The organism is Streptomyces racemochromogenes, assembly GCF_039535215.1.
In the GTDB taxonomy this organism is placed as follows: domain Bacteria; phylum Actinomycetota; class Actinomycetes; order Streptomycetales; family Streptomycetaceae; genus Streptomyces; species Streptomyces racemochromogenes.
Window position 1 is genome coordinate 6,581,210 of the sequence record NZ_BAAAWT010000001.1, and the last position, 23,723, is coordinate 6,604,932.

23 protein-coding genes and 1 pseudogene are annotated in these 23,723 nt (G+C 75.5%); 12 read left to right on the forward strand and 12 right to left on the reverse strand.

The window, feature by feature from the left end; genetic code table 11:
* The first annotated feature begins 100 nt into the window (after window positions 1-100).
* Window positions 101-826 (forward strand): peptidoglycan-binding domain-containing protein, encoded by a 726-nt coding sequence (locus ABD973_RS30515; protein ID WP_125602316.1) that lies wholly within the window; start codon window positions 101-103, stop codon window positions 824-826.
* A gap of 111 nt (window positions 827-937) precedes the next feature.
* Here ABD973_RS30515 and ABD973_RS30520 read toward each other — a convergent pair.
* Window positions 938-1,045, reverse strand: a pseudogene (locus ABD973_RS30520) (SDR family oxidoreductase); the annotation flags it as partial.
* Between the two features lie 308 nt (window positions 1,046-1,353).
* Between ABD973_RS30520 and ABD973_RS30525 the strand changes: the two are divergent.
* Together ABD973_RS30525 and ABD973_RS30530 are read left to right on the forward strand one after the other, a co-directional pair.
* Window positions 1,354-2,430 (forward strand): RNA ligase (ATP), encoded by a 1,077-nt coding sequence (locus tag ABD973_RS30525; RefSeq protein ID WP_345503375.1) that lies wholly within the window; start codon window positions 1,354-1,356, stop codon window positions 2,428-2,430.
* Between the two features lie 125 nt (window positions 2,431-2,555).
* Window positions 2,556-3,473, forward strand: coding sequence for an NADP-dependent oxidoreductase (locus ABD973_RS30530; RefSeq protein ID WP_345504796.1), 918 nt, complete (start codon window positions 2,556-2,558; stop codon window positions 3,471-3,473).
* 24 nt (window positions 3,474-3,497) lie between these two features.
* On the opposite strand, the gene ABD973_RS30535 is transcribed toward ABD973_RS30530, so the two are convergent.
* From ABD973_RS30535 to ABD973_RS30545, 3 genes are all read right to left on the reverse strand, one after another.
* The gene (locus ABD973_RS30535; RefSeq protein ID WP_345503377.1) at window positions 3,498-6,353 is read right to left on the reverse strand and encodes a poly(A) polymerase; all 2,856 of its coding nucleotides are present in this window, start codon (window positions 6,351-6,353) and stop codon (window positions 3,498-3,500) included.
* The gene (locus ABD973_RS30540) at window positions 6,353-8,095 is read right to left on the reverse strand and encodes an RNA ligase family protein (protein WP_125820107.1); all 1,743 of its coding nucleotides are present in this window, start codon (window positions 8,093-8,095) and stop codon (window positions 6,353-6,355) included. The genes ABD973_RS30535 and ABD973_RS30540 overlap by 1 nt, the downstream gene beginning before the upstream one ends.
* A gap of 82 nt (window positions 8,096-8,177) precedes the next feature.
* Window positions 8,178-8,666: a hypothetical protein gene (locus tag ABD973_RS30545; protein ID WP_206436474.1), complete on the reverse strand. Its 489-nt coding sequence runs from the start codon at window positions 8,664-8,666 to the stop codon at window positions 8,178-8,180.
* 254 nt (window positions 8,667-8,920) lie between these two features.
* On the opposite strand from ABD973_RS30545, the gene ABD973_RS30550 reads away from it, so the two are divergent.
* Together ABD973_RS30550 and ABD973_RS30555 are read left to right on the forward strand one after the other, a co-directional pair.
* Window positions 8,921-9,928: an NUDIX domain-containing protein gene (locus ABD973_RS30550; RefSeq protein ID WP_241253122.1), complete on the forward strand. Its 1,008-nt coding sequence runs from the start codon at window positions 8,921-8,923 to the stop codon at window positions 9,926-9,928.
* A 67-nt stretch (window positions 9,929-9,995) separates the two neighbouring features.
* On the forward strand, window positions 9,996-10,502 hold the full coding sequence (locus ABD973_RS30555) for an SRPBCC family protein (protein WP_241253121.1): 507 nt from the start codon (window positions 9,996-9,998) through the stop codon (window positions 10,500-10,502).
* Here ABD973_RS30555 and ABD973_RS30560 read toward each other — a convergent pair.
* From ABD973_RS30560 to ABD973_RS30570, 3 genes are read right to left on the reverse strand one after another with little or no spacing between them, the layout of a single operon-like run.
* The gene (locus ABD973_RS30560) at window positions 10,491-11,462 is read right to left on the reverse strand and encodes an antibiotic biosynthesis monooxygenase (RefSeq protein ID WP_125820105.1); all 972 of its coding nucleotides are present in this window, start codon (window positions 11,460-11,462) and stop codon (window positions 10,491-10,493) included. The genes ABD973_RS30555 and ABD973_RS30560 overlap by 12 nt on opposite strands.
* Window positions 11,459-14,185 carry a molybdopterin-dependent oxidoreductase gene (locus ABD973_RS30565; RefSeq protein WP_345503381.1) on the reverse strand — a complete coding sequence of 909 codons (2,727 nt, stop codon included), beginning with the start codon at window positions 14,183-14,185 and terminating at the stop codon, window positions 11,459-11,461. The genes ABD973_RS30560 and ABD973_RS30565 overlap by 4 nt, the downstream gene beginning before the upstream one ends.
* Window positions 14,182-15,009: an FAD binding domain-containing protein gene (locus ABD973_RS30570; protein WP_125820103.1), complete on the reverse strand. Its 828-nt coding sequence runs from the start codon at window positions 15,007-15,009 to the stop codon at window positions 14,182-14,184. The genes ABD973_RS30565 and ABD973_RS30570 overlap by 4 nt, the downstream gene beginning before the upstream one ends.
* A gap of 194 nt (window positions 15,010-15,203) precedes the next feature.
* Between ABD973_RS30570 and ABD973_RS30575 the strand changes: the two genes are divergently transcribed.
* From ABD973_RS30575 to ABD973_RS30585, 3 genes are all read left to right on the forward strand, one after another.
* Window positions 15,204-15,956: an SDR family oxidoreductase gene (locus ABD973_RS30575; protein WP_345503383.1), complete on the forward strand. Its 753-nt coding sequence runs from the start codon at window positions 15,204-15,206 to the stop codon at window positions 15,954-15,956.
* 55 nt (window positions 15,957-16,011) lie between these two features.
* Window positions 16,012-16,569, forward strand: coding sequence for a hypothetical protein (locus tag ABD973_RS30580; RefSeq protein WP_125820101.1), 558 nt, complete (start codon window positions 16,012-16,014; stop codon window positions 16,567-16,569).
* 207 nt (window positions 16,570-16,776) lie between these two features.
* Entirely contained in the window at window positions 16,777-17,634 is an 858-nt protein-coding gene (locus ABD973_RS30585) for a class I SAM-dependent methyltransferase (RefSeq protein WP_125823846.1), read from the forward strand.
* A 60-nt stretch (window positions 17,635-17,694) separates the two neighbouring features.
* On the opposite strand, the gene ABD973_RS30590 is transcribed toward ABD973_RS30585, so the two are convergent.
* Together ABD973_RS30590 and ABD973_RS30595 are read right to left on the reverse strand one after the other, a co-directional pair.
* Entirely contained in the window at window positions 17,695-19,206 is a 1,512-nt protein-coding gene (locus ABD973_RS30590) for a DEAD/DEAH box helicase (RefSeq protein WP_125820100.1), read from the reverse strand.
* 160 nt (window positions 19,207-19,366) lie between these two features.
* Window positions 19,367-19,864 (reverse strand): MarR family winged helix-turn-helix transcriptional regulator, encoded by a 498-nt coding sequence (locus ABD973_RS30595; RefSeq protein WP_125598489.1) that lies wholly within the window; start codon window positions 19,862-19,864, stop codon window positions 19,367-19,369.
* A 90-nt stretch (window positions 19,865-19,954) separates the two neighbouring features.
* On the opposite strand from ABD973_RS30595, the gene ABD973_RS30600 reads away from it, so the two are divergent.
* On the forward strand, window positions 19,955-20,338 hold the full coding sequence (locus ABD973_RS30600) for an HGxxPAAW family protein (RefSeq protein WP_345503386.1): 384 nt from the start codon (window positions 19,955-19,957) through the stop codon (window positions 20,336-20,338).
* 114 nt (window positions 20,339-20,452) lie between these two features.
* On the forward strand, window positions 20,453-20,656 hold the full coding sequence (locus tag ABD973_RS30605) for a cold-shock protein (protein ID WP_125598495.1): 204 nt from the start codon (window positions 20,453-20,455) through the stop codon (window positions 20,654-20,656).
* A gap of 80 nt (window positions 20,657-20,736) precedes the next feature.
* Here ABD973_RS30605 and ABD973_RS30610 read toward each other — a convergent pair whose 3' ends face one another.
* The 3 genes from ABD973_RS30610 to ABD973_RS30620 form a co-directional block, all read right to left on the reverse strand.
* Entirely contained in the window at window positions 20,737-20,958 is a 222-nt protein-coding gene (locus tag ABD973_RS30610; protein WP_125820099.1) for a ferredoxin, read from the reverse strand.
* 5 nt (window positions 20,959-20,963) lie between these two features.
* On the reverse strand, window positions 20,964-22,151 hold the full coding sequence (locus tag ABD973_RS30615; protein ID WP_345503390.1) for a cytochrome P450: 1,188 nt from the start codon (window positions 22,149-22,151) through the stop codon (window positions 20,964-20,966).
* A gap of 171 nt (window positions 22,152-22,322) precedes the next feature.
* A complete protein-coding gene (locus ABD973_RS30620; RefSeq protein WP_125820097.1) occupies window positions 22,323-22,667 on the reverse strand; it encodes a thioredoxin family protein in 345 nt (114 codons plus the stop codon).
* 101 nt (window positions 22,668-22,768) lie between these two features.
* Here ABD973_RS30620 and ABD973_RS30625 point away from each other — a divergent pair, with 101 nt between their 5' ends.
* Together ABD973_RS30625 and ABD973_RS30630 are read left to right on the forward strand one after the other, a co-directional pair.
* Window positions 22,769-23,038 carry a hypothetical protein gene (locus ABD973_RS30625; RefSeq protein WP_345503392.1) on the forward strand — a complete coding sequence of 90 codons (270 nt, stop codon included), beginning with the start codon at window positions 22,769-22,771 and terminating at the stop codon, window positions 23,036-23,038.
* Between the two features lie 260 nt (window positions 23,039-23,298).
* Complete coding sequence (locus tag ABD973_RS30630) at window positions 23,299-23,658, forward strand: YciI family protein (protein ID WP_125820095.1); 360 nt, start codon at window positions 23,299-23,301, stop codon at window positions 23,656-23,658.
* Window positions 23,659-23,723 lie beyond the last annotated feature (65 nt).

Sequence of the window (23,723 nt, forward strand, 5' to 3'; positions counted from 1 at the left end):
GGCACGGCCCTCGCCGCCCGGCGGCGCAGGGCCTGACCGGCTGGACGGGGGCCGGTTCCGCACCGCCGCACCGGCCCCCTGTCCGCGCCCGGAGACAACCGTGTCCCCACACCCCGATGAGAACGGGCCCGAGCCCGACGACCGCCACCTCGTACGCCCCTACGTCGCGGGGCCCCAGGACCCCTACGGCCCGGCCTACCCGGCCTGGCCGACGCTGCCGGAGTCCCTGGAGGAGACGACGCAGCCGCTGCCGCTCGTCCCGCCCGCGCCCCCGGCCGGCCCCGCGGCCGCGGACCACCGGCACGCGCCCGGGCGGCGGGGGAGCCGGCTCGCGCCGGCCGCCCTCGCGCTGCTGGCGCTGGCCGGGGCGGGCGCGCTGGTGTTCCTGCTGAGCGGGCCCGAACCGCAGGCCCGGCCCGCCTCGGCCCGCCCCGACCTGGACCTGCCCGCGCTGCCCGCCCGCAGCCCCGGCGCCGGGGAGACCGAGATCCGCAACCAGGCCGCCACGGTGAAGCCCTCGGCCTCCGCCACCCGGTCCCCCTCCGCCCCGCCGTCCCCGTCGAAGCCGGCGAGCGGCTCGCCGACGCCCTCGGGCAAGCCCGGGAAGCAGCCGGGTTCCTCCGGGACGCTGCGCCCGGGGGACAAGGGGCCCGAGGTCCGCGTCCTCCAGGAGCGGCTGTACGGGCAGGGGTTCACGTACGTCAAGGTGACCGGGGTCTACGACGGGCAGACCAAGCGCGGCGTCGCGCAGCTCCAGCGGGACCGGGACATCAAGGGCGACCCCAGCGGCGTCTACGGCCCCGCGACCCGGGCCGCCTTCGGCTGAGATCATCCCCGGCCCGGCCCGGCCCGGCCCGGCCCCCGGGCCGCGCCCGGCCCCCGGCCCGGGCCCGCCCCCGGCCCGGGCCCGCCCCCGGGCCGGTCCGGAGCCACCGGGTCACCGGCCGCCGCAGACCCGCAGCACCGCTCCCGTCGTGTACGAGGCGTCCTCGGACAGCAGCCAGGCGATGGCCCCGGCGACCTCCTCCGGCTGCCCGGAGCGACCCCGTTGACGCGGACGCCGTCGGGGCCCAGCTCCATGGACAGGTTGAGGGTGCGCGTCGCGGGCGTGGCCGAGCACCAGGTCGTGCCCCTCGGCGGCGAGGCGCACGCAGCATTGCGGCGCCGATGCCGCGGCTGCCTCCGGTGACGACGGTGACGGGACGACGGGACACGCGAACCTCCGTACGGGGAACTGCCGATGCCGTTCGCGCGGCGCAGGCTAACACCCCGGAATCCACTGGACCAGCGCAAATGCCGACGCCGAGAGTGGGGCCGCAAGCCCGATTCCGTCCCGCGTCCCAGGAGGCGCCGATGTCCACCCTGCGTGTCACCGTCGAAGAGCTGACCGTCCACGACCACCCCGATGCCGACGCGCTGGAGCTGGCCCAGGTGGGCCTCTACCGCGCCGTCGTCGCGAAGGGGGCCTACCGCACCGGTGACCTGGCGCTCTACATACCCGAACAGGCGGTGCTCCCGCTCGCGTTGATCGAGGAGCTGGGGCTGACGGGCCGGCTGGCGGGCAGCTCCAAGGACCGGGTCAAGGCCGTCCGGCTGCGCGGTGAGCTCTCGCAGGGCCTGGTCTGCCGGCCCCGCGCCCTGGCCGGGGTGGACCTGGCCCTCGCCGCGAAGGAGGGCATCGACTTCGCGGAGGCGCTGGGCATCGTGAAGTGGTCCCCGCCCGTCCCCACCACGATGGCCGGGGACGCCGAGCCGGCCCCCGACCTGCTCCCCTGGGTGGACGTCGAGAACCTCCAGCGTTATCCGGGGATCTTCGAGGAGGGGGAGCCCGTCGTCCTGACGGAGAAACTCCACGGCACGGCCTGCCTGCTGACCTACGTGGCCGGCGAGGGGCGCGTCCTGGTCTCCTCCAAGGGGGTCGGGGCCAAGGGGCTGGCCCTCAAGGAGGACGGGCGCAACGTCTACTGGCGCGCGGTACGCGGCCACGGCGTGGCGCAGGCGGCGGCCCGGCTGGCCGAACGGCTGGGTGCGAGCCGCGTCGGCGTCTTCGGCGAGGTCTACGGCGCCGGAGTGCAGGACCTGGCGTACGGGGTCCCGGCCGCGACGGCCGACGCGCCGCCCGGCTACGCCGTCTTCGACGTGTCCGCCGAGATCGACGGCCGGGTGCGCTGGCTGGATCCCGAAGAGGTGTTCGGGGACGGTGAACTCCCGCTGGTGCCGCGGCTCTTCGAGGGTCCGTACGCCCTGGACACGGTACTGGAGCTGGCGAGCGGCCGGGAGACGGTCTCCGGACGCGGCCTGCACCTGCGCGAGGGTGTCGTCATCCGGCCGGCCGCCGAGCGGTACAGCCCCGTGACCGGCGGGCGGGCCATCGCGAAGGCCGTCAGCCCGGCCTACCTGACGCGCAAGGGCGGCACCGAGTACGAGTGACCGGCGGCGTTGCGCCCGGCGGTGCGGGCGGCGTCCGTGGTGGGATGGAGAAAAGGGGCGATTCCCACCGGTTCGGGCAGGCAGACGGAGAGGCCGCATCCATGTCGCAGGACACCGAAGGCACCATGCGGGCCATGGCGTACGGGGCGTACGGCGGGACGGAGGTGCTCTCCGAGACCCGGCTGCCCGTCCCCAAGGTCGCCCCGGGCGAGGTCCTCGTCCGGGTCCGCTGCGCGTCGGTCAACCCGGTCGACTGGAAGATCATGGCGGGCGGGCTCGACGGCCTCATGGACACCGTGTTCCCCGTCGTACCGGGCTGGGACGTCTCCGGCACCGTCGAGCGCGTCGGCATCGACGCCCCCGAGTTCGCGGTGGGCGACCCGGTCATGGGGTACGCCCGCAAGGACTGGGTGCACGGCGGCACCTTCGCCGAGTACGTCAGCGTCCCCGTACGCTGCCTCGCGGCCAAGCCCGTCTCCCTCGACTGGCGGCAGGCGGCGGGCCTGCCGCTGGCCGGCCTCACCGCCTACCAGCTGCTGACCCGCCTCGGCACCGGCCGCGGCGACACGGTCCTCGTCCACGGGGCGGCGGGCGGCGTCGGCACCCTCGGCGTGCAGATCGCCGCCGCCCTCGGCGCCCGGGTCATCGGCACCGCCTCCCCGCGCAACCACGAACGGCTGCGCGGCCTCGGCTGCGAACCCGTCGCCTACGGGGACGGCCTGACCGAACGCGTCCGCGCCATGGCCCCCGAGGGCGTCACCGTCGTCGCCGACTTCGTCGGGGGCGTCCTCGACGTCACCCGCGCCGTCCTCGCCGACGGCGGCCGCCACGCCTCCATCGCCGACCACACGGTGCTCGCGGCGGGCGGCCAGTGGATGTGGGTCCGCCCCGACTCCGCGGACCTCGCCGCCCTGGGCCGCCTCGCCGACGAGGGCCGCCTGCACGTCACCGTCGCCGAGACCTTCCCGCTGGCCGAACTCGCGGCCGCCTTCGCCCTCAGCCAGGAGGGCCACACCGCCGGCAAGATCGTCATCGAGGTGTGAGCGCCCGCCGGGTGCGGCCCGGCCTCACCACAGGTCCGGCACCTCGCCCGACGCCGCCCGGCCCACCTCCACCCCCGGCAGGCCCGCCGCCCACGGCCCGGCCACAACCGCCAGGGCGGCCGCGTCCGGCGGCGTCGGGCCCAGCCCCACCGCGTAACGGGCCGAGGTCGCGGTCCGCTCGAACGGGCGGGGCCAGGCGTGGGCGTCCGGGAGCCCGGCGAGCAGGGCCCGCAGCCGGCCCCGCGCCCGGCCCAGCCGCTCCTCGAACTCCCCGGCCGTACCGGCCCGTACGGTCACCACCGCCCACGCCGCGTGCCGCCGGTGCAGCGGCGGCGGCGCCGTCAGCCGGCCGAGGCCGTCCGGATCCGCCTCCAGCACCTCCCACGCCCGGTACAGCTCCCGGACCAGCAGGTCCCGCATCCCGGGCCCCACCTGCGCGGTGCAGCTGCGGACCGGCGCCCGGGGCGTCAGCACCGTCACCGGATCCGGCGACGGGGAGCGGCCCGCCCCGTCCGCCGGGAGCAGGGACACCGGCTCGCTCCAGTCCCAGGCGGCCCAGGTCCCGAAGAACTCCCGCCGCAGCCCGGCGGGGGAGAGGTCCCCGGCACCCCGGACCGCCTCACCGACGGTCCGCGCCGCGAGGACCGCCCAGGCCAGCCCCGGAAGCCCCCCGAACGGCGCCGAGTCCAGCCCCCGCGCCCGCGCCCAGGCCTTCACCTCCCGCGCCAGGGCGGCGAAGGCGGCGTGCGACGCGCCCACCGACTCCCGTACCGCGTCGGCGTCGTCGAGCGCGCTCAGCGCCACCGCCGCCGCCTCGCCCAGCTCCGCCTGCCGGGCCACCGCGAGCTCCGGTTCCAGCGCCCCGGCGCCGACCAGCACCAGGTCCACGTCCAGCCCGGACGCGTGCAGCCGCAGCCCCGGCACCCGGGCCCCCGCCACCTCCCGCAGCCGCCGCGCCCCCGGCAGCGCCGCCGCCACCCGGGCCCGCACCCCGGCGGGGTCCGCCGGCCCCGGCAGCACGGCCACCAGGTCCAGATCGGCGCCCGGCAGAGCGCAGCCCATGCGGCGCGAGCCGGCCGTCCGCACCACCCCGTCGGGCAGCGCCGCCGCGATCCGCGCGGCCACCTCCGCGGCGGCACCCGGCACCTCGGCCGGCGCCGCCGGCGCCGCGGGCCGGGGCAGCCGCACCGCGCCGGTGCCCAGCTCCACCACCGCCCGCACCCGCATCGGCCCGTCCCCGCGCCGCGACAGCACCGCCAGCTCCCCGACCCGGGCCGTGCGCCCGGCCCGCCCGAGGCGCTCTGCGAACTCCCGCTCGGCCCGCCGCGGATCCGCGCTGCGGCCCAGCGTCAGGTGCGGGGTCCAGCCCCCCGACCGGCCCCGGCAGCCCGGGAACCGGTCGGCCAGGGCGCGGCGCAGCTCCTGCCACGGCGCGTCGCCGTCCGGGCCCGCCGCCGGGTCCAGCCAGAGCGTGGCGTCGTCCCGCTGCCCGAAGGAGTGCACCCCCTCCAGCCGGGCGGTGAACGGCCCGGTGCCCGCCGCGGCCTCGGCCAGCAGCGGCAGCGCCTCCCCGAAGGAGGACTCCGGCACGAAGCCGAAGAGCAGGTTCACGTGCGCCGGCCAGCGGTCCGCCCCCGGGTCGTGCGCCCGGCGCAGCTCCCCGACGGCCGGGTCGTGCGGGGCCAGCCACGCCACGGCCGTCCGGGCCGTCGCCGGTACGCCGCACCGCGCGGCGGCCGTCCCGGCCGCCGCCCCCGCTTCCGGGCCCGCGTACTCCACGGTGGCCTCCACCCCGAAGTGGTCCGAGACGAACAGCCCGTCCGGCCCCGGCGCGTCACCCCGCAGCCCGGCCGACCGCACCCGGACGCCGTCCGCGGCGCCCAGCAGGATCCGGTCCAGGCGGGCGGCTCGTCCCGTCAGCGAGCCCACCGCCGCCAGCGGGTTGGCCGCCGGGTCGAAGGTCGGGGTGTCGTCCCCTGCCCCGTGCGCCTCGGTCCACGCGTCCCGCAGCCCCAGCGCGGCGGCCGGGCCCTGGGCGCCGGAGCGGCCGTCGTTGAAGTCGCCGAGCAGCGCGACCCCGGCTGCGATCCCGCCCAGCCCCTCGGCGAGGCGCGCGAGTTCCGCGTCCCGGCGGGCCGCCCCGTCCTCGGTGTGGTCGCTGGTCAGGTGCGTCGCGGCGACGACCAGCGGGCCGCCCGCGGTGTCCACGGTGACGGCGGTGACCGCCTTGTGCGGGCGCAGCTCGTGCAGCCCCGCCTCCCGCACCGGCAGCCGGCTCAGCACCAGCAGCCCGTTGTCGGTGACGTCCGTACCCCGCGGATCGGTGCCCAGGGTGTACCCGTCGCGCACCCACGGCTCGGCCAGCAGCAGCGCCAGCAGCGCCGGTTCGACCTCCTGGAGGGCGATCACGTCGGCGTCGGCGACCGCCAGGTCGGCCAGCAGCATCGGCCTGCGCCGGGCGGTGGCGATGCGCGGGGCGTCGTACCGGTCCCACAGGGTGTTCCAGGTCAGCAGCCGCACGCTCGCCGGCGGGCGTGCGGCCGGCCCGGCCTGCACGGGCCGCCAGGCGCCCGCCGCCGGGTCCCAGGCGTGCGGGGTGCGGGCGGTGAAGAACGGGGCGCCGAGCAGCCGTTGCTCCCGCACCCGCCCGGCGGGCGTCGCGTCGATCCGGTCGACGCCGGTGGCCCGGTCCCACACCAGCTCCCCGTCGGCCTCCACGAACAGCACCCGGTGCCAGGGGATGTCGCCCCCGGGCACGAAGGAGGGCAGCGGTATCCGCTTGGGCGCGGCCCCGCGCTGCAGCAGGCCGAGGGTGAACCGCGCCGGGTCGAACCGGGGGTCCCAGCGGACCTGGTGGTAGAGCTGCTCACTGGTGCGCATCAGACGTCGTCCCCCTCGTCGGCGTCCCCGAGGGAGCCCGTCGTGTCCTCGACCGTGCCGGCCGCCCCGACGTACCGGGTGCGGTGCGCCCCGCCGGGGTACGGCGGGCTGAACCGCCGCAGCTGCGCCGCCAGTACGGCCTCCGGCACGGGGTGCGGGCGCACTCCGTTGCGCCGCACCAGTTCCGCCTCGCCGACCAGCGCCACCACCCGGGTGACGAGCGCGTCGCGGCGCCGCGCCACCGCACCGGCGAGGCCGCGCTGCTGCTCGGTGAGGGAGGTGGCGTCCCACACCACCGTGCCCCCGGCGGCCAGGGCCCGGTCCAGCCGCTCCAGGCCCTCGCGCAGCACCTCCGGATTGGCCCGCTGGTCGGCGCGCGACCCCCGGGCCTCGCGCAGGTCGTCCAGGGCGATGTACGCGTCCACCCCGGGCAGGCCCCGCGCGTAGGTGCTCTTCCCGCTGCCCGAGGGCCCGCACAGCTGCACCAGGCGCGGGTACGCCGACCCGTCCCGCCACCGCCAGGTGGCGGCCACCGCCTCCTCGGCCGTGGCGAGCGAGCCCCGCGCGAAGGCCTCGCGGGCCTCGGCCCAGCAGCGGTCGGCGGCGTCCGCGTCCAGCCCGCCGAGGGCCCCGCGCAGGCCGGCCCGCAGCCCGCCGAGCGGGTCCGGGCCGAGCAGGCCGGCCTCCTCGGCGCACAGCGCGGACCACTCGGCGCACTCCAGTTCCCCGGCCGTCGCCGGGAGCCCGGCGGCCAGCGCGTGCAGCACCCCGAGGTCGGCGGCCGCCGCCATCCGCACCAGCCCGGCCCGCCGCTCCTCCTCCGGGAACGGCCGCCGCACCGCCGGGTACAGCCCGACCAGGTCGGCCACGCGGCGCGCCGTCCGCATCCCGAGCGGCCCCGCCGCGAGCCGCGCCCCGAGGGCGGCCCGGGGCTCCCGGTGCAGCGCCGCGGCGAGTACGCCGGCCAGCCGGGCCTCCCCGGTGCGGCCGGCGCCGTCGAGCAGTGCGGTGACCTCGGCGACGGCCCGCTCGGTGCCCGCGTCGGCCGGCTGCGGCGTCCCCACGGCGGCGAGCAGTCCGGCCGGGTCCGGCTCGGAGCCGGAGCGGACCGCCCACAGCGGCGCGGCCGGGCCGAGCCCGTTGGGCACCACGGGCGCGTACATCCAGTGCGTGTCGGTCCGCACGTGCCCGCCCCGCACCCACTTGGCCACGTAGCGGCCGAAGTCGGCGCGGTCGAAGCCGGCCGCCGTCCTCACGACGTAGCCCTCCTGGCGGGTGGTGTCGACGCGCAGCCGGCGCAGCGCCCGCTCGTCGTAGACCCCGCGCCACAGGACGCGCGGGGCGGGGACGCCGAGCCGGCCGAGGAAGCGCAGCGTGCGGTCCCAGTCGAGGCAGTGGTCGCCGTCCCACACCGAGAACCCGTAGAACCAGCTGTCGAGTTCCTCGTAGGCGAGGGAGTGACGGGCGTACAGGTTCTCCCCGCACACCCGCCATCCCACCGGTATCCGCGCGCCGATCCGGCCCTGGAGGCCCTTGACCCAGGTGCGGGAGGGGTGGTGGCCGGAGTCGAGGGACCGGGCGTGCAGCCCGTCCGCGTACAGGGTGGTGTTCTCCCCGTCGAGTTTCTCGGTGACCACCACCTCGCGCCCGGCCAGCGCCGACGTGCCCCCGGCGCGCACGTCGTCCGCGGTGGCACCGGGGGACCACGGCAGGTGCGCCGTGCGGGGGTAGTGCGTACGCATGGCGTGCTCCGGGTCGGGTGACGGGGGGACAGGTCACTCTAGGTATCCGGAGCCGGCGCATCCACCCCATTTACCCCGGCCGCTACCGGCACATGGCCACGATGGCCGGGTCCACCACCCCGTGGGCGGCCTCGCACAGCCCGCTCATGTCGTACTGCTGCTGTTGCCGCTGCGGCGGCGCGGGACGGGGTGCGGTGCGTGGGGGCTGCCGCTTGCGGGGCCTGGGAGCGGGGGTGCGGTGCGCCGGCCGGGCGGGCCGGCCGGGGGCGGCGCGGCGCGGCGGGCGGTCGTCGGTCCGCGGCGCGGGCCGGTGCGGCGCCCCGGCGGGCGGCGCCGGGGCCGGGGCCGCGGGTGCGGCCGCCTCGACGGTCGGCGCGGGCGCCTCCACCGGATCCGGGGCGGGTCCCAGCGGCAGGCCCTCCGCCACCGGCTGCCGGGGCGCCCACACGGTCCGGTCCGGCGCGGGCCCGGGTGCCGGGTCCGGCGCCCGGACGGTCACGCAGCCGGTGGCCCCCACCAGCACGGCGATCAGCAGGGACAGGGACGGCTGCAGGGTCCGGCGCGACGGCATCCGCCCACCCTGCCGCAAGCGGGCGCCCGCGGTCGCGCCCGCTCACACGGACGGGTGAGCGTACGTGGTCGGACCGGCCGCTTTCACACCGCAGGTCCGCAGCACGGACGCTAGCGAGATCGACATAATCCGGCCGTAAAGAGGTATAGGGCTGGTAAAGAAGATCGCTCCGCGCCGGGGGGAACCGCCGTAACCCGGCGGCCCGGCCCGCTGTTGCACAGGCGGCTGGTCCACCCACGGTGAACGGAGTACCGATGCCGCAGCTGACCGACGACCCCGGACGGGCGGGCACCTGGATGACCCCGGCGGAGTACGGGGCCTCGCGCGCCGCCCTCTGGACCGGAGCGACCGTCCTCGTCACCGACCCCGACGGCCGGGTCCTCGTCCAGACCGTCGACTACCGCCCCGACCGGCTGCTCCCCGGCGGCGCCGTGGACGCCGGGGAGGCGCCCTCGGCGGCCGCGGCCCGCGAGATGCGCGAGGAGCTCGGCGTCGACGGCCACTACCCCCGCGGGCTGGCCGTCGACTGGATCCCCGCGGACGTGCCCGGGATCCCGCCCGAGATGCGCTTCCCCGGCGAGATCCTGCACGTCTACGACGGCGGCACCTGGACCCCCGAGCGCATCCGGTCCGTCCGCCTGCCCGCCCAGGAGATCACCGGCATCGACTTCGCCGAGCCCGCCGACCTGCCCGCCCTGATGGAGCCCGGCGACGCCCGCCGCGCCCTGTCCGCCCTCCGCGCCCGGATCAACGGCTGCGGACCGGCCCTGCTGGAGGACGGCCGCCCCACCACCCCCACCGCCCTGGACCGCCTCGGGGTCCTGCGCAGCCGGCGCACCCCGCAGCACGGCGCCTGGCACCCCGGCCCCGTCCCCGCCCACCTGCCCGTACGCGACCACCGCGGCTGGCTCTTCGCCCCCGACGGGCGGGTGCTGCTGCACGTGGCCCGCGCCACCGGCGCCGTGCGGCTGCCCGGCCCCCGGGCCGAGCCCGTCACCGCGGCGCTGCCGCTCGGCTACCGCTACGCCGACCGCGGCGCCCTGGCCCGCACGGCGGCCCGGCTCACCTCGGTGTCCCCGGCCGCGGACCCCGCGTACGCCCGGCTGCTGGCCACCCCCGAGCAGGTGCGGGAGCTCAGCGACTGGGGCCCGGCCGGGCGGGACGAGCTCGCCGCCGTGCACGCCGCCCGCGTCCAGCTCGGCCTGCCCGCCCCGCCGCGCACCCCGCCCGTGGAGCTCCCCGAGGAGGGGCTGCGCTGGTGAGGCCACGGGCCGCCCCGTGCGCCCGCCAATGCCGGACGCGCGGCGGCCGGTCCCGCAGCATGGGGCCATGACCGACAGCGTGATCGACTACACCGCGTACATCCAGGCCGACCCCGCCCGCGTCTGGCAGGCCCTCACCGACCCGGCGTACACCCGCCGCTACTGGGGCCTGACCTTCGAGACGGACTGGGCGGTGGGCTCCACGATGGACTGGGTCGAACGCGGCGCCCGCACCCACGATCCCGAGCAGGTGGTGCTCGACTGCGTCCCGGACCGCCGGCTCTCCTACACCTGGCACACCTTCAGCCCCCAGTGGGCGGCCTCCGCCGGGATCGCCGAGGAGCTGCGGGCCGAGCTGGCGGGCGAGCCGCGCACGAGGGTGACGTACGAGATCGAGCCGGTGGGGGACACCCTCGCCCGGCTCACCGTCCGCCACGAGGGGTTCACCCCGGGCGGCACCCTCCAGCGGATGTGCTCCGGCGCCTGGCCGATGCTCGTCTCCAGCATCAAGACCCTGCTGGAGACCGGCGCGCCGCTGCCCGAACCGGGGCCCGGCCCCCGTTCAGGGCAGTGACCAGAACCGGGTCGTCACCAGGTAGAACACGATCACCCAGAACACCATGACCGCCACGACGGTCACGGCGCCGCGGAGGTTGGTCCGGGCCGGGGGCTCGTTCGCCGGGGGCCGCAGCCACCGCCGCAGCAGCGGGTTCACGTACCGGGGCATGGTGAAGAAGGTCATGATGAAGCTCGACAGGAGGTTGCCCACCAGCAGTCCGAGCCACAGCGGCATCCCCAGCGGGTGCAGGGCGAGCGTCAGCAGCACCACGGTCGGGTACAGGCCGACCCATACGGCGACGGCGGTCTTCGTCTCCGACGGCGGCGGCGCCTCCCTGCCGTTCTCCGCGAAGGCGAACCAGCTGCCGAAGGAGTTGTCGATGGTGCGCAGCCCGAAGTCGTCGAACCTCCGGCCCTCGGCGAGGACCTCCTGTCGCTTCGCCGAGGTCAGCCAGGCGTCGAGGTGCTCGGCGTTGTCGTAGCGGTACAGGGTGGTCCAGTCCTCCTGGAGGCCCTCGACCGGCCGGAAGACCTCGGTGCCCCGGTAGCCCTCGAACTTGCTCTCCTCGTGGCTCATGCGGCGCTGCCAGGCGAGGAACTCCTCGACCCGGTCCGCAGGGACGCGGTGGGTGACGACGACGGTCACCAGCGGGTCGGTCGGCTGCGAGCCGCCGCTGATGACCTGCTGGGTCGCGGGGCCGTCGAAGTACTTCTCGCCGGTGTCCAGGAGCCGCTGCCGGGTCGCCCCGTTCATCCACGCCTGGAGGTGGGCGATGGAGTCGAACCGGTAGACGATCACCCAGTCGGGCTGGAGCGCCGTCGGCGGGGAGACCTCGGCGCCGAGGTAGCCGGGGTAGTCCGCCGCGGCCGTGTTGACCCGGTGCTGCCACTGCTCGTACTCCCGCTCCTTCCCGGGCAGCACCTTCCGGCCGATGATCACCGTCGCCGAGGCGTCCGCCGGCGCGCCGGTGCTCATCGTCCCGGACCCGTCGGCGCCGGACTGCTCTCACCCAGCCGGCCGTAGATCCGTTCCGGGGTCAGGGGCAGGTCACGGAAGCGCACCCCGGTGGCGTCGCGCAGGGCGTTCGCCAGGGCAGGCGCCACCGGATTGATGCAGCACTCCGCCATGCCCTTCGAGTGCAGGGGCCCGACCGAGTCCGCCGAGCCCACGAAGAGCACCTCGGTGCGCGGGGCGTCGGCGTACGCGGGGATGCGGTAGTTGCGCAGGTTCGGGTTGGCCATGGCGCCGTCCGCGTCGACCATGTAGTTCTCCGTCAGCGCGAATCCGATCCCCTGCGTGACTCCGCCGTCGACCTGGCCCCGGACCTGCTCGGGGTTGATCAGCACCCCGGCGTCGGCCGCCTGCACGCTGTACAGGATCCGGATCTCACCGGTCACCGGGTGCACGGCGATGCGGAACCCCTGCGTATTGGAGGTGACGCTGCGCGGCGAGCCGTACGCCTTGCGGGCCGCCGTGAAGCGGATGCCGCGCGCGCGGGCCAGGGTGACGAGTTCGGCCAGCGGGACGCGGTCGTCGCCGCAGACGACGTGGTCGTCCTCCATCGTGCACATCACCACGTGGACGCCGGTGTGCGCGGCGGCGAACTCCAGGATCCGGTCGCGCACCGCGTTCGCCGCCCGCAGGACGGCGTTGCCCGCGACGAACAGGCCGGCACTGGCGAAGGCGCCGGTGTCGAAACCGGTGCGGTCGGTGTCGGACTGCACCAGGCGGATCCGCGACGGCGTCGTGCCCAGCTGGCCGGCCGCGATCTGGACGTGCGCGGTGGAGGTCCCCTCCCCGAACTCCACCGTCCCGACGGCCAGTTCGTACACCAGGTCCTCACCGAGGGTGATCCAGGCCTCGCAGATGTGCTCGGTCGGGGGTGCCGTCTCGTGCAGCGAACTCGCCACCCCCGTCCCGACGAGCCACCCGGGTCCCGGAGCGGGCCCGCCGGCCGTACGGGCCAGGGCGCCGGCCACCAGGTCGAGGCACTTGCCGAGCCCGTCCTCGTTGAACATCACGTCGTCGGGGCCGTCGTGCAGCGCGACGAGCGGGTCGCCGGGCCGCACGATGTTGCGGCGCCGCAGCTCCAGCGGGTCCATGTGCAGGGCCAGCGCCAGCTCGTCCATCGCCGACTCCACGGCGAAGGCCGGCTGGGTCATCCCGTAGCCGCGCAGCGCCCCGCTGGGAACGGTGTTGGTGTAGACGGAGTAGGCGTCGTACTTCTTGTTGGGGCAGCGGTACGTCATGACGGCGGCGCCGCCCGCGTAGAGGGTCTCGCCGCCGTGGTTGCCGTACGCACCGGTGTTGGACACGTTCCGCACCTGGAAGGCGGTCAGCGTGCCGTCGGCCTTCGCGCCCAGCCGCACCGTCAGCTTCATCGGGTGGCGCGGCGAGGCGGTGGTGAACTCCTCCTCGCGCGTGAACTCGAAACAGACGGGACGTCCGGTGTCGAGCGCGGCCAGCGCCGCCAGGTCCTCCGTGATGACCTCCTGCTTGCCGCCGAACCCGCCGCCCACGCGCGCGCAGAACACCCGCACCCGGTCGGGGCGCAGCGCGAACAGGTACTCCAGTTTGACCTTCGCGATGGAGGGGGACTGGGAGCTGGTGCGGACGACCAGCCGGCCGTCCTCCACCCACGCGAGGGAACCGTGGGTCTCCAGGTGGGCGTGCTGCACGCGCGGGGAGGAGTACGTGCCCTCGTGGACGACGTCGGCCGCCGCGAACCCGGCGTCGACGTCGCCGACGTGCGCATGGATCTCCAGCAGCAGGTTGTGGACGCTGTCGCGGACGAAGGGGTCCTGCGAGCCGTGCAGCCGGGGCGCCCCGTCGGCCATGGCCTCCTCGGGGTCGAACACGGCCGGCAGCACCTCGTACTCCACGGCCACCCGGCGGCAGCCCTCCTCCGCCGCCGCGGGGGTCTCGGCCAGGACGGCCACGACGCGCTGGCCGACGAAGCGGACGGTGTCGTCGAGGACGTACGTGTCGTCCGGATCGACGAGGTGGTCGGTGTGGATCGCCGTGGTGAAGCGCCTGCGGGGAACGTCCTCCCAGGAGTAGACGCGGACCACGCCGGGGACCGCGAGCGCGGCGGCCTTGTCGACCGAGACGATCCGGGCGTGGGCGTGCGGTGAGTGCAGCACCTTGAGGTGCAGCAGGCCCTCCACCCGGGTGTCCATCGTGAACTCGGCGCGCCCGGTCACCACGTCCTCCGCCGCCGGGGCGCCGACGCTCGTCCCCACCGCCCGGCCCGGCGCGGCCGTCTCCACGTGCGCGACGCCCTTCACCGCGTCCTCGACGGCCCGGTAGCCGGTGCAGCGGCACAGGTTGCCCTTCAGCGCCCGGGGGAGGTCGGCCTTCTGGGCCTCGGTCAAGGCGGCCGCGGTCATGATCATCCCGGCGGTGCAGAAGCCGCACTGGAAGCCCGGGGCGTCGCGGAACCGCCGCTGCACCGGGTGCAGGTCGCCCGGTGAGCCGAGCCCCTCGATGGTGGTCACCGCCCGGCCGTCCGCGCGGAAGGCGGGGGTGACGCAGCTGTGCACGGGGACCCCGTCCAGCCAGACCGTGCAGGCCCCGCAGTCACCGGCGTCGCAGCCCTTCTTGACGCCGAAGTGGCCGAGGGAGCGGAGGAAGGTGCGCAGGCACTGGCCGGGAGCCGGCTCCTGCCCGAACTCCCTGCCGTTGACGAGGTACGTCATGCCGGGCTCCCGGTGAGCAGTTCGCGCCGGATCTCTTCGGCGAAGTGCCGTGTCAGGTGCATGCGGTGGTCGGGGGTTCCGTTGGGGTCGGCGAACCAGACGTCGGCCGGGACGGCGTCGATGCTCTGCCGCAGGGTCGGGGCATCCGGCATGTGGTCGAAGGCGAACCGCACGGGCCGGGTGGTGCCGGCGGTCACGGTGAGCAGCAGGTTGTCCGTCCCGGGGGCGTGCGTACCGATCAGGAACACCGTCGAGCGGCCCAGCCGGGTCAGGCTGAAGCGGCGGTGCGCGGCCCGCTTCCCGAGGGCGTGCGCCGGGACGTCGATCCGGCGCAGCAGTTCCCCGGGGGCGAGGACGTTGCGGTTGTTCCCGGTCACGAAGTCGAGGGCGTCGACGGTGCGCACCGACCCGTCGGCCGCCCACAGCTCGTACCGGGCCTCCAGGGCGACCGTGAGCGTGATCATCGGGCCGGCCGGGAGGGACATGCAGATGTTGCCGCCGACGGTGGCGGCGTTCCAGATCTTGAAGGAGGACAGGAAGGCCTCGCAGGCCGTCGGGATCAGGGCCCCCGCGGTCCACTCGGGCGGCGGCCGGAACGCGTACAGGTCGCGGACGGTGCAGGTCGCGCCGATCTCCAGGCCCGCGTCGTCGGGGACGAGGTGCTCCCAGGGCAGGGCCGTCAGGTCGATCAGGCGCCGCAGGTGGGGCTGCTCGACGGAGTACAGCCAGGTGCCTCCGGCGAGCCAGGCGTCGCCTTCGCGCCATTCCCGGCCCGGCTGGACGCACGGGCGGCGGACGACTTCGGTGACGGTGTTGAGATCCATGGGGACCGGCCCCTCACGACGGCCCCGGAAGGGGGCGGCGGCCCGCGGGCGCGGAGATCCTTTTTCAGCATAGGGCGGCGGGGACGGCCCCGCCATGCCTGGCCGGCCGCCCCGGACGGGTCCGCCGACCGGAGTTTCTTGATCGTCTGCGGGGTTCGCGTCTATCGACCACACCGCCAGGAGGCCTGACGGGCATGGCCCTAGAACACCACCGCGTCGTCATCACCGCCGCCGGGCGCGACTTCGGCCGGACCCTCGCCCTCGGCTTCGCCGCCCGGGGCGCCGAGGTCCACCTCTCCGCCCGCAGCGGGGAAGCCGCCCGGCGGGTCCGCGAGGAGATCATCGCCCAGGGCCACGACCCCGCCCCGGTCCACGCCCACGCCTGCGACCTCACGGACCCGGCCTCCGTACGCGCCTTCGCCGGGGCGGTCGCCGCCCGCACGGACCACGTCGACGTCCTGGTCAACAACGGCTCCCGCTACCAGCACGGCACGGACCTGCTCTCCGCCTCAGACGAGGACATCGTGGACACCCTCGCCTCCGGGGCCACCGGCACCGTGCTGGCGACCAAGGCCTTCCTCCCGCTGCTGCCGAAGTCCGCGAAGCCGGACATCGTGACCATGGTCTCCGGCTGCGGCCAGCCCGGGAAGCACCGCTCCGACGCCCACGACGCCTTCTACGCGGCCAAGAGCGCCCAGGCCGGCTTCACCGAGAGCCTCTCCCGCCGGCTGCGCGGCCGGGGCGTCCGCGTGATCTCCCTGTACCCCCCGGACTTCGCCAACCACGATCCGCTGTCGCCCGCCTGGCAGGACGCCCCGCGCACCGCGCAGGACCCGCTCACCGCCCAGTCCCTGGTGGACTGCGTCTTCTTCGCCATCGGGCAGCCCCGCGACTGCTTCATCAAGTCCTTCTACTTCGAGCAGACCGGCACCGAGCTGACCCACTGAGGCCACCCCACCCCCGCTCCGGGCCCGTGCGGGGCGGTCGTGTGGAATAGGGGCCATGGGTAGCCCAGGACACCAGATACGCCGCGAGCCGTCGGCCGGCCCGGCGGCCGGCCCGGCGGCCACGGCCACGGCGGCGGCCCGGCCGCCGGAGCAGGCCCTCGCCACCGACCGGTGGCGGTACGCCCGCCACCTCGACCGGCTCGCCGCCGCCGGGGCGGCCGGCGTGGCGGGCGAGGCCGCGGTGGTGGCCGAGGTGCTGCGCGACCGCGACCCGGTGATGGCGCAGAGCGCGGTGGTGACCCACCTGGACCGCCGCGCGGTACGGCTGCGGCCCGGCGCCGGGTTCCAGGACTGGGCCCGCGCCCTGCACCGCGTACTCGACGGCCACGCCTTCCCGGACCGGCGGCTGCGCGAGTGGACCCTGCTGAAGGCCGTCGAGGCGGGCGCCGAGTGGTCGCGGGCCGAACTGGCCGCAGCCTCCGACTGGTGCCAGGGCACCGCGGCACGGTCCCCGGCACCGGACGAGGCGCTGGCCCTGCTGGCCGCCTCCGGGCGCACCCGGCGGGTACGCAACGCCGCGGCCCGCAGGCTGGACCGGCGCGCCACCGCCTGAGCGGAACGATCACGGCAACGAGTTCTCGCCATAACCCTGTTCGGGGGTTTAGGGTCTGCGTACCCTGCCGGGTATTCAGAGTTGGACCGATGCCGTTCCGCTGGAGGATGACTCTCTGTGTCGCACGTTTCGCAGGCCCCCGTCAGCACCCCCGACGCCGGGTCGCCCGAACCGCCCGCGCCTCCCGCGCCCAAGGCGTTCGGCGAGGTGGAGGGCTGGTTCTCGGCGTATGACCAGGTCCTCTTCGACTGGTTCCTGACCCGCCAGAACGAGGCCGAGCCGGTGGCGGGCGACATCCTGGAACTGGGTGCCTTCATGGGCAAGAGCGCGATCTTCCTGGCCGGGTACCTCCGCGAGGGGGAGGCGTTCACGGTCTGCGACCTGTTCGACTCGCCGGCCCCCGACGACTCCAACGTCCAGGAGGTGCAGGGCTCGTACCCCACCCTCACCCGCCGCGGGTTCGAGACGAACTACCTGGCCTTCCACGAGGCGCTGCCGACGATCATCCAGGCCCCGACCTCCGTCGTGGCCGACAAGGTGCGCGCCGCCAGCTGCCGCTTCGTCCACGTCGACGCCTCCCACCTGCACGAGCACGTGGTCCAGGACATAGCCTCCTCGCGGATCGTCGCCACCCCCGACGCCGTGGTCGTCTTCGACGACTACCGTTCCGCCCACTGCCCCGGCGTCGCCGCCGCCGTCTGGGCCGCCGTGGCCACCGGGGACCTCCACCCGATCGCCGTGTCCGCCTCGAAGCTGTACGCGACCTGGGGCGACCCGGAGCCCTGGCAGGAGGCGCTGCGCACCTGGCTGGAGGGCCGCACCGACCTGTGGCACGGCGTGGACGTCGTCCACGGCAAGCCGCTGGTGCGCATCGGCGACGAGGGCGTCTCGGCGCCGCCCGCGCCGAAGCTGCTGCACCCGCCGGCCCCCGAGCCCGCCCCCGCCCCCGCCGCCCCCAAGCCCGCGCCCCGTCCGGGCGTGCGCTGGCGCAGGCTGGCCAAGGACCTGCTCCCGCCGGTGGTCACCCGCGCCATCGTGGCCCGGCGGCGGCGCGCCCGGGCCTGACCCGGGCCGGCCGTGGCCCGGTGTCCGGCGGGAACCCCGCCGGACATCCGTACCGGGGCCTCAGAGGCCCTTGCGGACCCGGGCCGCGCGGCGGGCCTCGGCGGCCTGGCGTGCCTCGATGGTCTTGCGGGACTCCTTGCCCCCCGTCCGGCCCGGCCGGGTGCCGATGCCCCGGAAGCCGAGCTCCGTGCCGCTCGGGCGGCCCTTCGCGTCGGTCGGCAGGGCCCCGGACAGCGGGACCCCGGAGGGCTTCCTCGCGCCGGTGATCCGGCTCAGCGCCGCCTCCCCGGAGCGCACCTGGGTGATGGTGGGCCGGATCTTGGCGTCGGCCATCAGGCGCACCATGTCGCGCCGCTGGCCCGGGGTGACCAGGGTGACCACCTTGCCGGACTCGCCGGCCCGGGCGGTGCGGCCGCCCCGGTGCAGGTAGTCCTTGCTGTCGGCCGGCGGGTCCACGTTGACCACCAGGTCGAGGTCGTCGATGTGGATGCCGCGGGCGGCGACGTTGGTCGCGACCAGGACCGTGAGCAGGCCGTCCTTGAACTGGCCGAGGGTCTTGGTGCGCTGCGGCTGGGACTTGCCGCTGTGCAGCCCCTCCGCCCGTACGCCCATGGCCCGCAGGTGCTTCACGAACTGGTCCACGCCGTGCTTGGTGTCCAGGAACAGGATCACCCGGCCCTCGCGGGCCGCGATCTCGGTCGCCGCCGACACCTTGTCCGCCGCGTGGATGTGCAGCACGTGGTGGTCCATCGTGCCGACCGACGCCGACTGCGGGTCCACGGAGTGCGAGACCGGGTCCTTCAGGTACCGGCGCACCAGCTGGTCGACGTTGCGGTCGAGGGTGGCCGAGAACAGCATCCGCTGCCCGGCGTGGTGCACCTGGTCCAGGATCTCCGTCACCTGCGGCATGAAGCCCATGTCGCACATCTGGTCGGCCTCGTCCAGCACCGTGATCCGCACCCGCTCCAGGTGCACGTCACGCCGTCCGACCAGGTCGCTGAGGCGGCCGGGCGTGGCGACCACGACCTCGGCGCCGGTGCGCAGCGCGCCGGTCTGGCGGCCGATGGAGAGCCCGCCCACGACGGTGGCCATGCGCAGCTTCAGCGCCTCGGCGTACGGGGCCAGCGCCTCGGTCACCTGCTGTGCCAGCTCGCGCGTCGGTACGAGGACCAGGGCGAGCGGCCGCTTGGGGTCGGCCTTGTGCCCCGCCGTGCGGGCCAGCAGGGCCAGGCCGAAGGCGAGGGTCTTGCCGGAGCCGGTGCGGCCGCGGCCGAGGACGTCGCGTCCCGCGAGGGAGTTGGGCAGGGTGGCCGCCTGGATCGGGAAGGGCTCCCGCACCTCCTGCTCGGCCAGGGTCCTCACCAGCTCAGCGGGCAGGCCGAGTTCGTCGAACGAGGCCACCGGGGGCAGGGCCGGGGTGGTGGTCCGGGGCATGGCGAACTCGCCCTGCGGACCGAGGGTGCGGGGGGTCTTGCCGGCCCCGGCTCCCCTGGCGCCCTTGGCTCCCGGCTTGGAGCCCGCCTTCGCCCCGGCCTTGATGCCGAAACGCCCGTGAGCTGACGGGTTCTTCATGCAGGACCTTCCGTGAGGTGAGTGAGGCGGCGGGGGCCGTGGGGGGAACGGCGACGAGCCGGGGACCGCACCCCTCGGTACGGTCCCCGGCTCGTCGTACGCGTCCGCACCGGGCGACGGCGCCCCGCGCCTCAAGTTTCCCGGCCATTTTACCAGCCGGTCACCGGCCGGGCCTGGGGTCGAGCTCACCGGAGCGGACCCGGGCGAGGTGGGCCCGCATCTCGACCGTCGCCCGGCCGAACCAGTCGGCGATCACGGCGATCTCGTCGGGGGTGTACTCGGCGAACACGGCGCCGAGCCGGTCGTAGAAGGGCTGGTAGGTGGCGATGACCCGGGCGGCGGCCTCGGGGTCGGCCACCACCCGTACCCGCCGGCGGTCGGCGGGATCGGGCTGCCGGCGGGCGTACCCGGCCTTCTCCAGCCGGTTGAGCACGCCGGTGACGGCGCCGGTGGTGAGGTTCACCAGCCCGGCGAGGTCGCCGGCCGAGAGGGGCTTGTCGCAGGCGGCGAGGATGTGGGCGAGGCAGGTCAGGTCGGTGACGTTGATCCCGAGGAGCTGGGCCACCTCCTGCTGGCCCACGAGGCCGAGGGCCACGTACTGGTCCATGCGCGCGATCGCCTCCCCGGCCGTGGCCGGGGGGCGGGGCTTGCCGTGCACCGACACTCTCCTTAGTATCTAAGTTACTTAGCTCGTGAGATAAATGATCCTGCTCCGAGCGTACTGCCGCCTGCCCGACGAAGGGGAATCATGAGCGCCCACGGCGACGTCGACCTCGGCCACACGGTGGCCGGCTGGACCGGGACCGCCTTGGCCCTGCTGGGCTCCGCCGGAGCGGGGGCCGCGCTGTGCGCGGCCTGGACCCCGGGCATCTGGCTGGGCCTCGGCCTGGTCGCGGCCGCCGGACTCGTCACCTGGCTGCTGCATCTGGCCGGCTGGGGCAAGCCCAGCGGCCCCCGCCCGCGCGAGCAGTGGCACTGGCGCGTCCGGGACACCGCGGCCCGGACGGGACACGCCGACTGCCTGGGCTGCCGGGCGGGCGGCCCGCGCCGCGCGGCGGCCGCGTCCGCGGCCCGTCCCGCCGTCGGCGGTCCTTCCGCCGCCCCGCTGCCCGCCGGGGACGGCGGTGCCTGACCGGGCCGCCGCCCCGGTTGGCCGCATCGGCGTGTGGCGCGCGGGGCGGGTGGGAAGTATCGAGACGGCCGCGAGCGTGCGGCCCGAGCGGAACGTTGAGAAGGATCAGTACCGATGGCAACTGGCACCGTGAAGTGGTTCAACTCGGAGAAGGGGTTCGGCTTCATCTCGCAGGACGACGGCGGCCCCGACGTGTTCGTGCACTTCTCCGCCATCCAGGGGACGGGCTTCAAGTCCCTGGAGGAGAACGACCAGGTCTCGTACGACGTCACCCAGGGGCCGAAGGGCCCGCAGGCGGAGAACGTCGTCCGCCAGTAGCGCCGGCCGCCTCGAGGTGCCCGTCGCCGGAGCCCCCGCCGGTCGTCCGGCGGGGGCTCCCGTGCGCCGCGGGCACCCGCTCAGTCCGCCGGGGCCTGGGCGGCCTCCCCGGCTTCCCGCACGGTGATCGCCGACACCGGGCAGGCGCGCGCGGCCTCCCGGACCAGCGGGCTGCCGTGGCCGTCCTCGCGGCCCCCGAGCACCTCGCCGAAACCGTCGTCGTCCTGGGTGAACACCCCCGGCGCCGTCATCACGCACTGGCCGGCGCCGATGCACACGTCCCGGTCCACTGAGATCCGCACGCCGCTCACCACGTCACGGGCAGTTCGAGCATGCCCTGGATGGTGTCGCCGGGCTTGAACGGGATCCGGTCCGGGTCCGCTGCCAGGCGCAGGCCCGGCAGCCGCTCGAACAGCGTCCCGAGGGCGATCTCCATCTCGGCGCGCGCCAGGTTCTGGCCCAGGCACTGGTGGATGCCGAAACCGAACGCCAGGTGGTGGCGGGCCGGCCGGTGCCAGTCGAGGGCGTCGGGGTCGGCGAACACCGCCTCGTCACGGTTGATGACCGAGGTGGAGAACACCACCCCGTCGTCGGGCTGGATGGTCACCCCACCCACCTCGATCTCCCGCGTGGCCACCCGCAGCATCCCGTCCGCGATGGACAGGTAGCGCATCAGCTCCTCCACCGCCTCCGGCATCAGCGAGGGGTCGGACCGCAGCTCCGCCAGCTGCTCCGGGTGCCGCAGCAGGGTGAAGGTGCCCAGCGAGATCATGTTCGCCGTGGTCTCGTGCCCCGCGATCAGCAGGATCGCGGCCAGCGACACGAGCTCCTCCACGTCGGTCTCGCCGGCCGCCAGCCGGGTCGCGACCAGCTCGTCCAGCAGCCCGTCGCCCGGTTCGGTGCTCTTGCGCCGGATCAGGGCCTCCAGATAGGCCTCCAGCCGTTCCCGGGCGTCCTCCACGTCGGCGGCCGAGGGGCCGCGCAGCAGCCGCCGCGACTGCTCCTCGAAGAAGTCGTGGTCCTCGTACGGGACCCCGAGCAGGGCGCAGATCACCATGGACGGCACCGGCAGCGCGAAGTCGCCCACCAGCTCGGCCCCCGGACCCCGGGCCTCCATCGCGTCGATCAGCCGGTCCACGGTCTCCTGGATCCGGGGGCGCAGGGCGGCCGTCCGCTTGACCGAGAAGCTCGGGATCAGCATCCGCCGCTGGGCGTTGTGCTCGGGGTCGTCCACCCCGAGGAGGGCCGTCCGGCGGTTCCGCAGCCCCTTGAACCGGGCGGTGGGGGTGGGGAAGGCGTCGTTGGTGCGGTCGGTCGACAGCCGGCCGTCCGAGAGCAGGGCCCGCGCCTCGGCGTGGCCGGTGACCACCCACACGGAGCGGCCGTCGAAGAGGGTGACCCGGGAGAGCGGCCGGCCCGCCCGCAACGGCTGGTAGGCGGCCGGCGGGTGGTAGGGACAGGTTCGGTCCTGGGGGAAGGCAACGGCTTCGGACATGGAAAGCAACACCTCGCACGCGATGGTTCCGTCTCGCCGGACTCCATTACATGCCTGAGGCACCTATCCCACCTATGCCACTTCCGGCCAGCCTGCCCGGGTTCACCCGCCGGGCCGCGCGGAACCGGCCCGGCCCGGCGGGCACGACACGGCCTACGGGCACGACACGGCCTACAGGTGCGCGTCCAGGAAGGCCCGCAGCTCCGCCCGCCCCATCGGCCCCGCGTGCGTCGCCACCGCCTCGCCGGACCGCACCAGCACCACCGTCGGGGCACCCGCCACCCCGTAGCGCCGCACCGTCGCGGGACAGCGGGTGATGTCGGCGCGCACGGCGGTGAACCGACCGCCGTACTCCGGGCCCCGGGCCACCTCCGCCACGAGGGAGTCCAGCTCCCGGCAGGCCTCCAGGGCCTTGGGCCAGGTGCCGGTGAAGTACGCCAGCACCGGCCCCGGCGCCATCCCGGCGATGAAGTCGAATTCCTGGTCCTCCAGCGGCCGGTGTACCCGACTGGCCATGGGCGGTGCTCCTCGGTTCGCGTACGGCGTGGCCGCCAGCCTATGCGGTGCCCGGTGAGCCGCCCGGACCCGCTGTCAGTGGCGGCTGTGAAGCTTTGCCCATGGACCACAGGATGCCGCGCCGCCGCGTCTACGGCGCCGACCACGAAGACCCCGACCCGGGCCCCCGCCCCGGCCGTGCCTACGGCGAACTCGTGGGCGGCCCCCTCGACGGGCTCCTCCTCGACGTCACCGGCTGGAGCGCCGACCGGCTCGCGCAGGAGGCGCGGCTGCCGACCGAGATAGGCCGCTACGGGGCGGGCGGCCGCGCCCACTACCGCCGCCGGACCTCGGACCCCGGCCGCTGGGACTGGGCCGGGGACAGCAGGTAGCGCCCGAACGGACGCCGGCGAGCCCCCGGACCGCCGACGTGTGCCCGGGGGCTCTGCCCCCTCTTCGGCCACCGGGGCCCGATCGGATGCGCCGGCCGGTGCGCCGACGCCCGATCGGATGCGCCGGCGAGGCTCCCGGTGGCCGGTTCCGCGCGATCTCCGAAGAATTCTCCCGAGGGCTGTCGATCCGGGCGTCCCCCGTTCGACGCACGGGTGAGAGGCGGGGGAAGGGCCCCCGCCCTCACGACCGAGGAGTCACCATGCCGCGCTTCCTGACGCTGATCCGCATCGACGAGCGGGAACTCACCCCCGAAACCCCCTTCCCCGCCGACTTCGAGGAGCGCATGGGCGCCCTGATGGAGGAGATCACCAAGGCCGGCGTCATGCTCGACACCGCCGGTCTCCTTCCCACCTCCGAAGGCACCCGGGTCACCTGGTCGGGCGGGAAGACCAGCTTCACCGACGGCCCCTTCACCGAGACCAAGGAAGTCGTCGGCGGATACGCCTTCCTCCAGTGCAAGGACAAGGCCGAGGCCCTGGAATGGACCAAGCGGTTCCTGGAGACCCACCCGGCGCAATGGACCGTCGGCGCCGAGGTCCGCCAGGTACAGGAGATGTGACCCAGTAGCGGCCCGCCCGGGCGCCGCGTTTGCCACGCCCCGCCACGGCTGCTCTGATGGGTGGC

Bases quoted from the DNA above. Each gene is read 5' to 3' on its own strand.
- ABD973_RS30525 (WP_345503375.1), top strand. From the start codon at position 1,354: ATGTCCACCCTGCGTGTCACCGTCGAAGAGCTGACCGTCCACGACCAC.
- ABD973_RS30530 (WP_345504796.1), top strand. From the start codon at position 2,556: ATGCGGGCCATGGCGTACGGGGCGTACGGCGGGACGGAGGTGCTCTCC.
- ABD973_RS30535 (WP_345503377.1), bottom strand. From the start codon at position 6,353: ATGCGCACCAGTGAGCAGCTCTACCACCAGGTCCGCTGGGACCCCCGG.
- ABD973_RS30540 (WP_125820107.1), bottom strand. From the start codon at position 8,095: ATGCGTACGCACTACCCCCGCACGGCGCACCTGCCGTGGTCCCCCGGT.
- ABD973_RS30545 (WP_206436474.1), bottom strand. From the start codon at position 8,666: ATGCCGTCGCGCCGGACCCTGCAGCCGTCCCTGTCCCTGCTGATCGCC.
- ABD973_RS30550 (WP_241253122.1), top strand. From the start codon at position 8,921: ATGCCGCAGCTGACCGACGACCCCGGACGGGCGGGCACCTGGATGACC.
- ABD973_RS30555 (WP_241253121.1), top strand. From the start codon at position 9,996: ATGACCGACAGCGTGATCGACTACACCGCGTACATCCAGGCCGACCCC.
- ABD973_RS30560 (WP_125820105.1), bottom strand. From the start codon at position 11,462: ATGAGCACCGGCGCGCCGGCGGACGCCTCGGCGACGGTGATCATCGGC.
- ABD973_RS30565 (WP_345503381.1), bottom strand. From the start codon at position 14,185: ATGACGTACCTCGTCAACGGCAGGGAGTTCGGGCAGGAGCCGGCTCCC.
- ABD973_RS30570 (WP_125820103.1), bottom strand. From the start codon at position 15,009: ATGGATCTCAACACCGTCACCGAAGTCGTCCGCCGCCCGTGCGTCCAG.
- ABD973_RS30575 (WP_345503383.1), top strand. From the start codon at position 15,204: ATGGCCCTAGAACACCACCGCGTCGTCATCACCGCCGCCGGGCGCGAC.
- ABD973_RS30580 (WP_125820101.1), top strand. From the start codon at position 16,012: ATGGGTAGCCCAGGACACCAGATACGCCGCGAGCCGTCGGCCGGCCCG.
- ABD973_RS30590 (WP_125820100.1), bottom strand. From the start codon at position 19,206: ATGAAGAACCCGTCAGCTCACGGGCGTTTCGGCATCAAGGCCGGGGCG.
- ABD973_RS30600 (WP_345503386.1), top strand. From the start codon at position 19,955: ATGAGCGCCCACGGCGACGTCGACCTCGGCCACACGGTGGCCGGCTGG.
- ABD973_RS30605 (WP_125598495.1), top strand. From the start codon at position 20,453: ATGGCAACTGGCACCGTGAAGTGGTTCAACTCGGAGAAGGGGTTCGGC.
- ABD973_RS30615 (WP_345503390.1), bottom strand. From the start codon at position 22,151: ATGTCCGAAGCCGTTGCCTTCCCCCAGGACCGAACCTGTCCCTACCAC.
- ABD973_RS30620 (WP_125820097.1), bottom strand. From the start codon at position 22,667: ATGGCCAGTCGGGTACACCGGCCGCTGGAGGACCAGGAATTCGACTTC.
- ABD973_RS30625 (WP_345503392.1), top strand. From the start codon at position 22,769: ATGGACCACAGGATGCCGCGCCGCCGCGTCTACGGCGCCGACCACGAA.
- ABD973_RS30630 (WP_125820095.1), top strand. From the start codon at position 23,299: ATGCCGCGCTTCCTGACGCTGATCCGCATCGACGAGCGGGAACTCACC.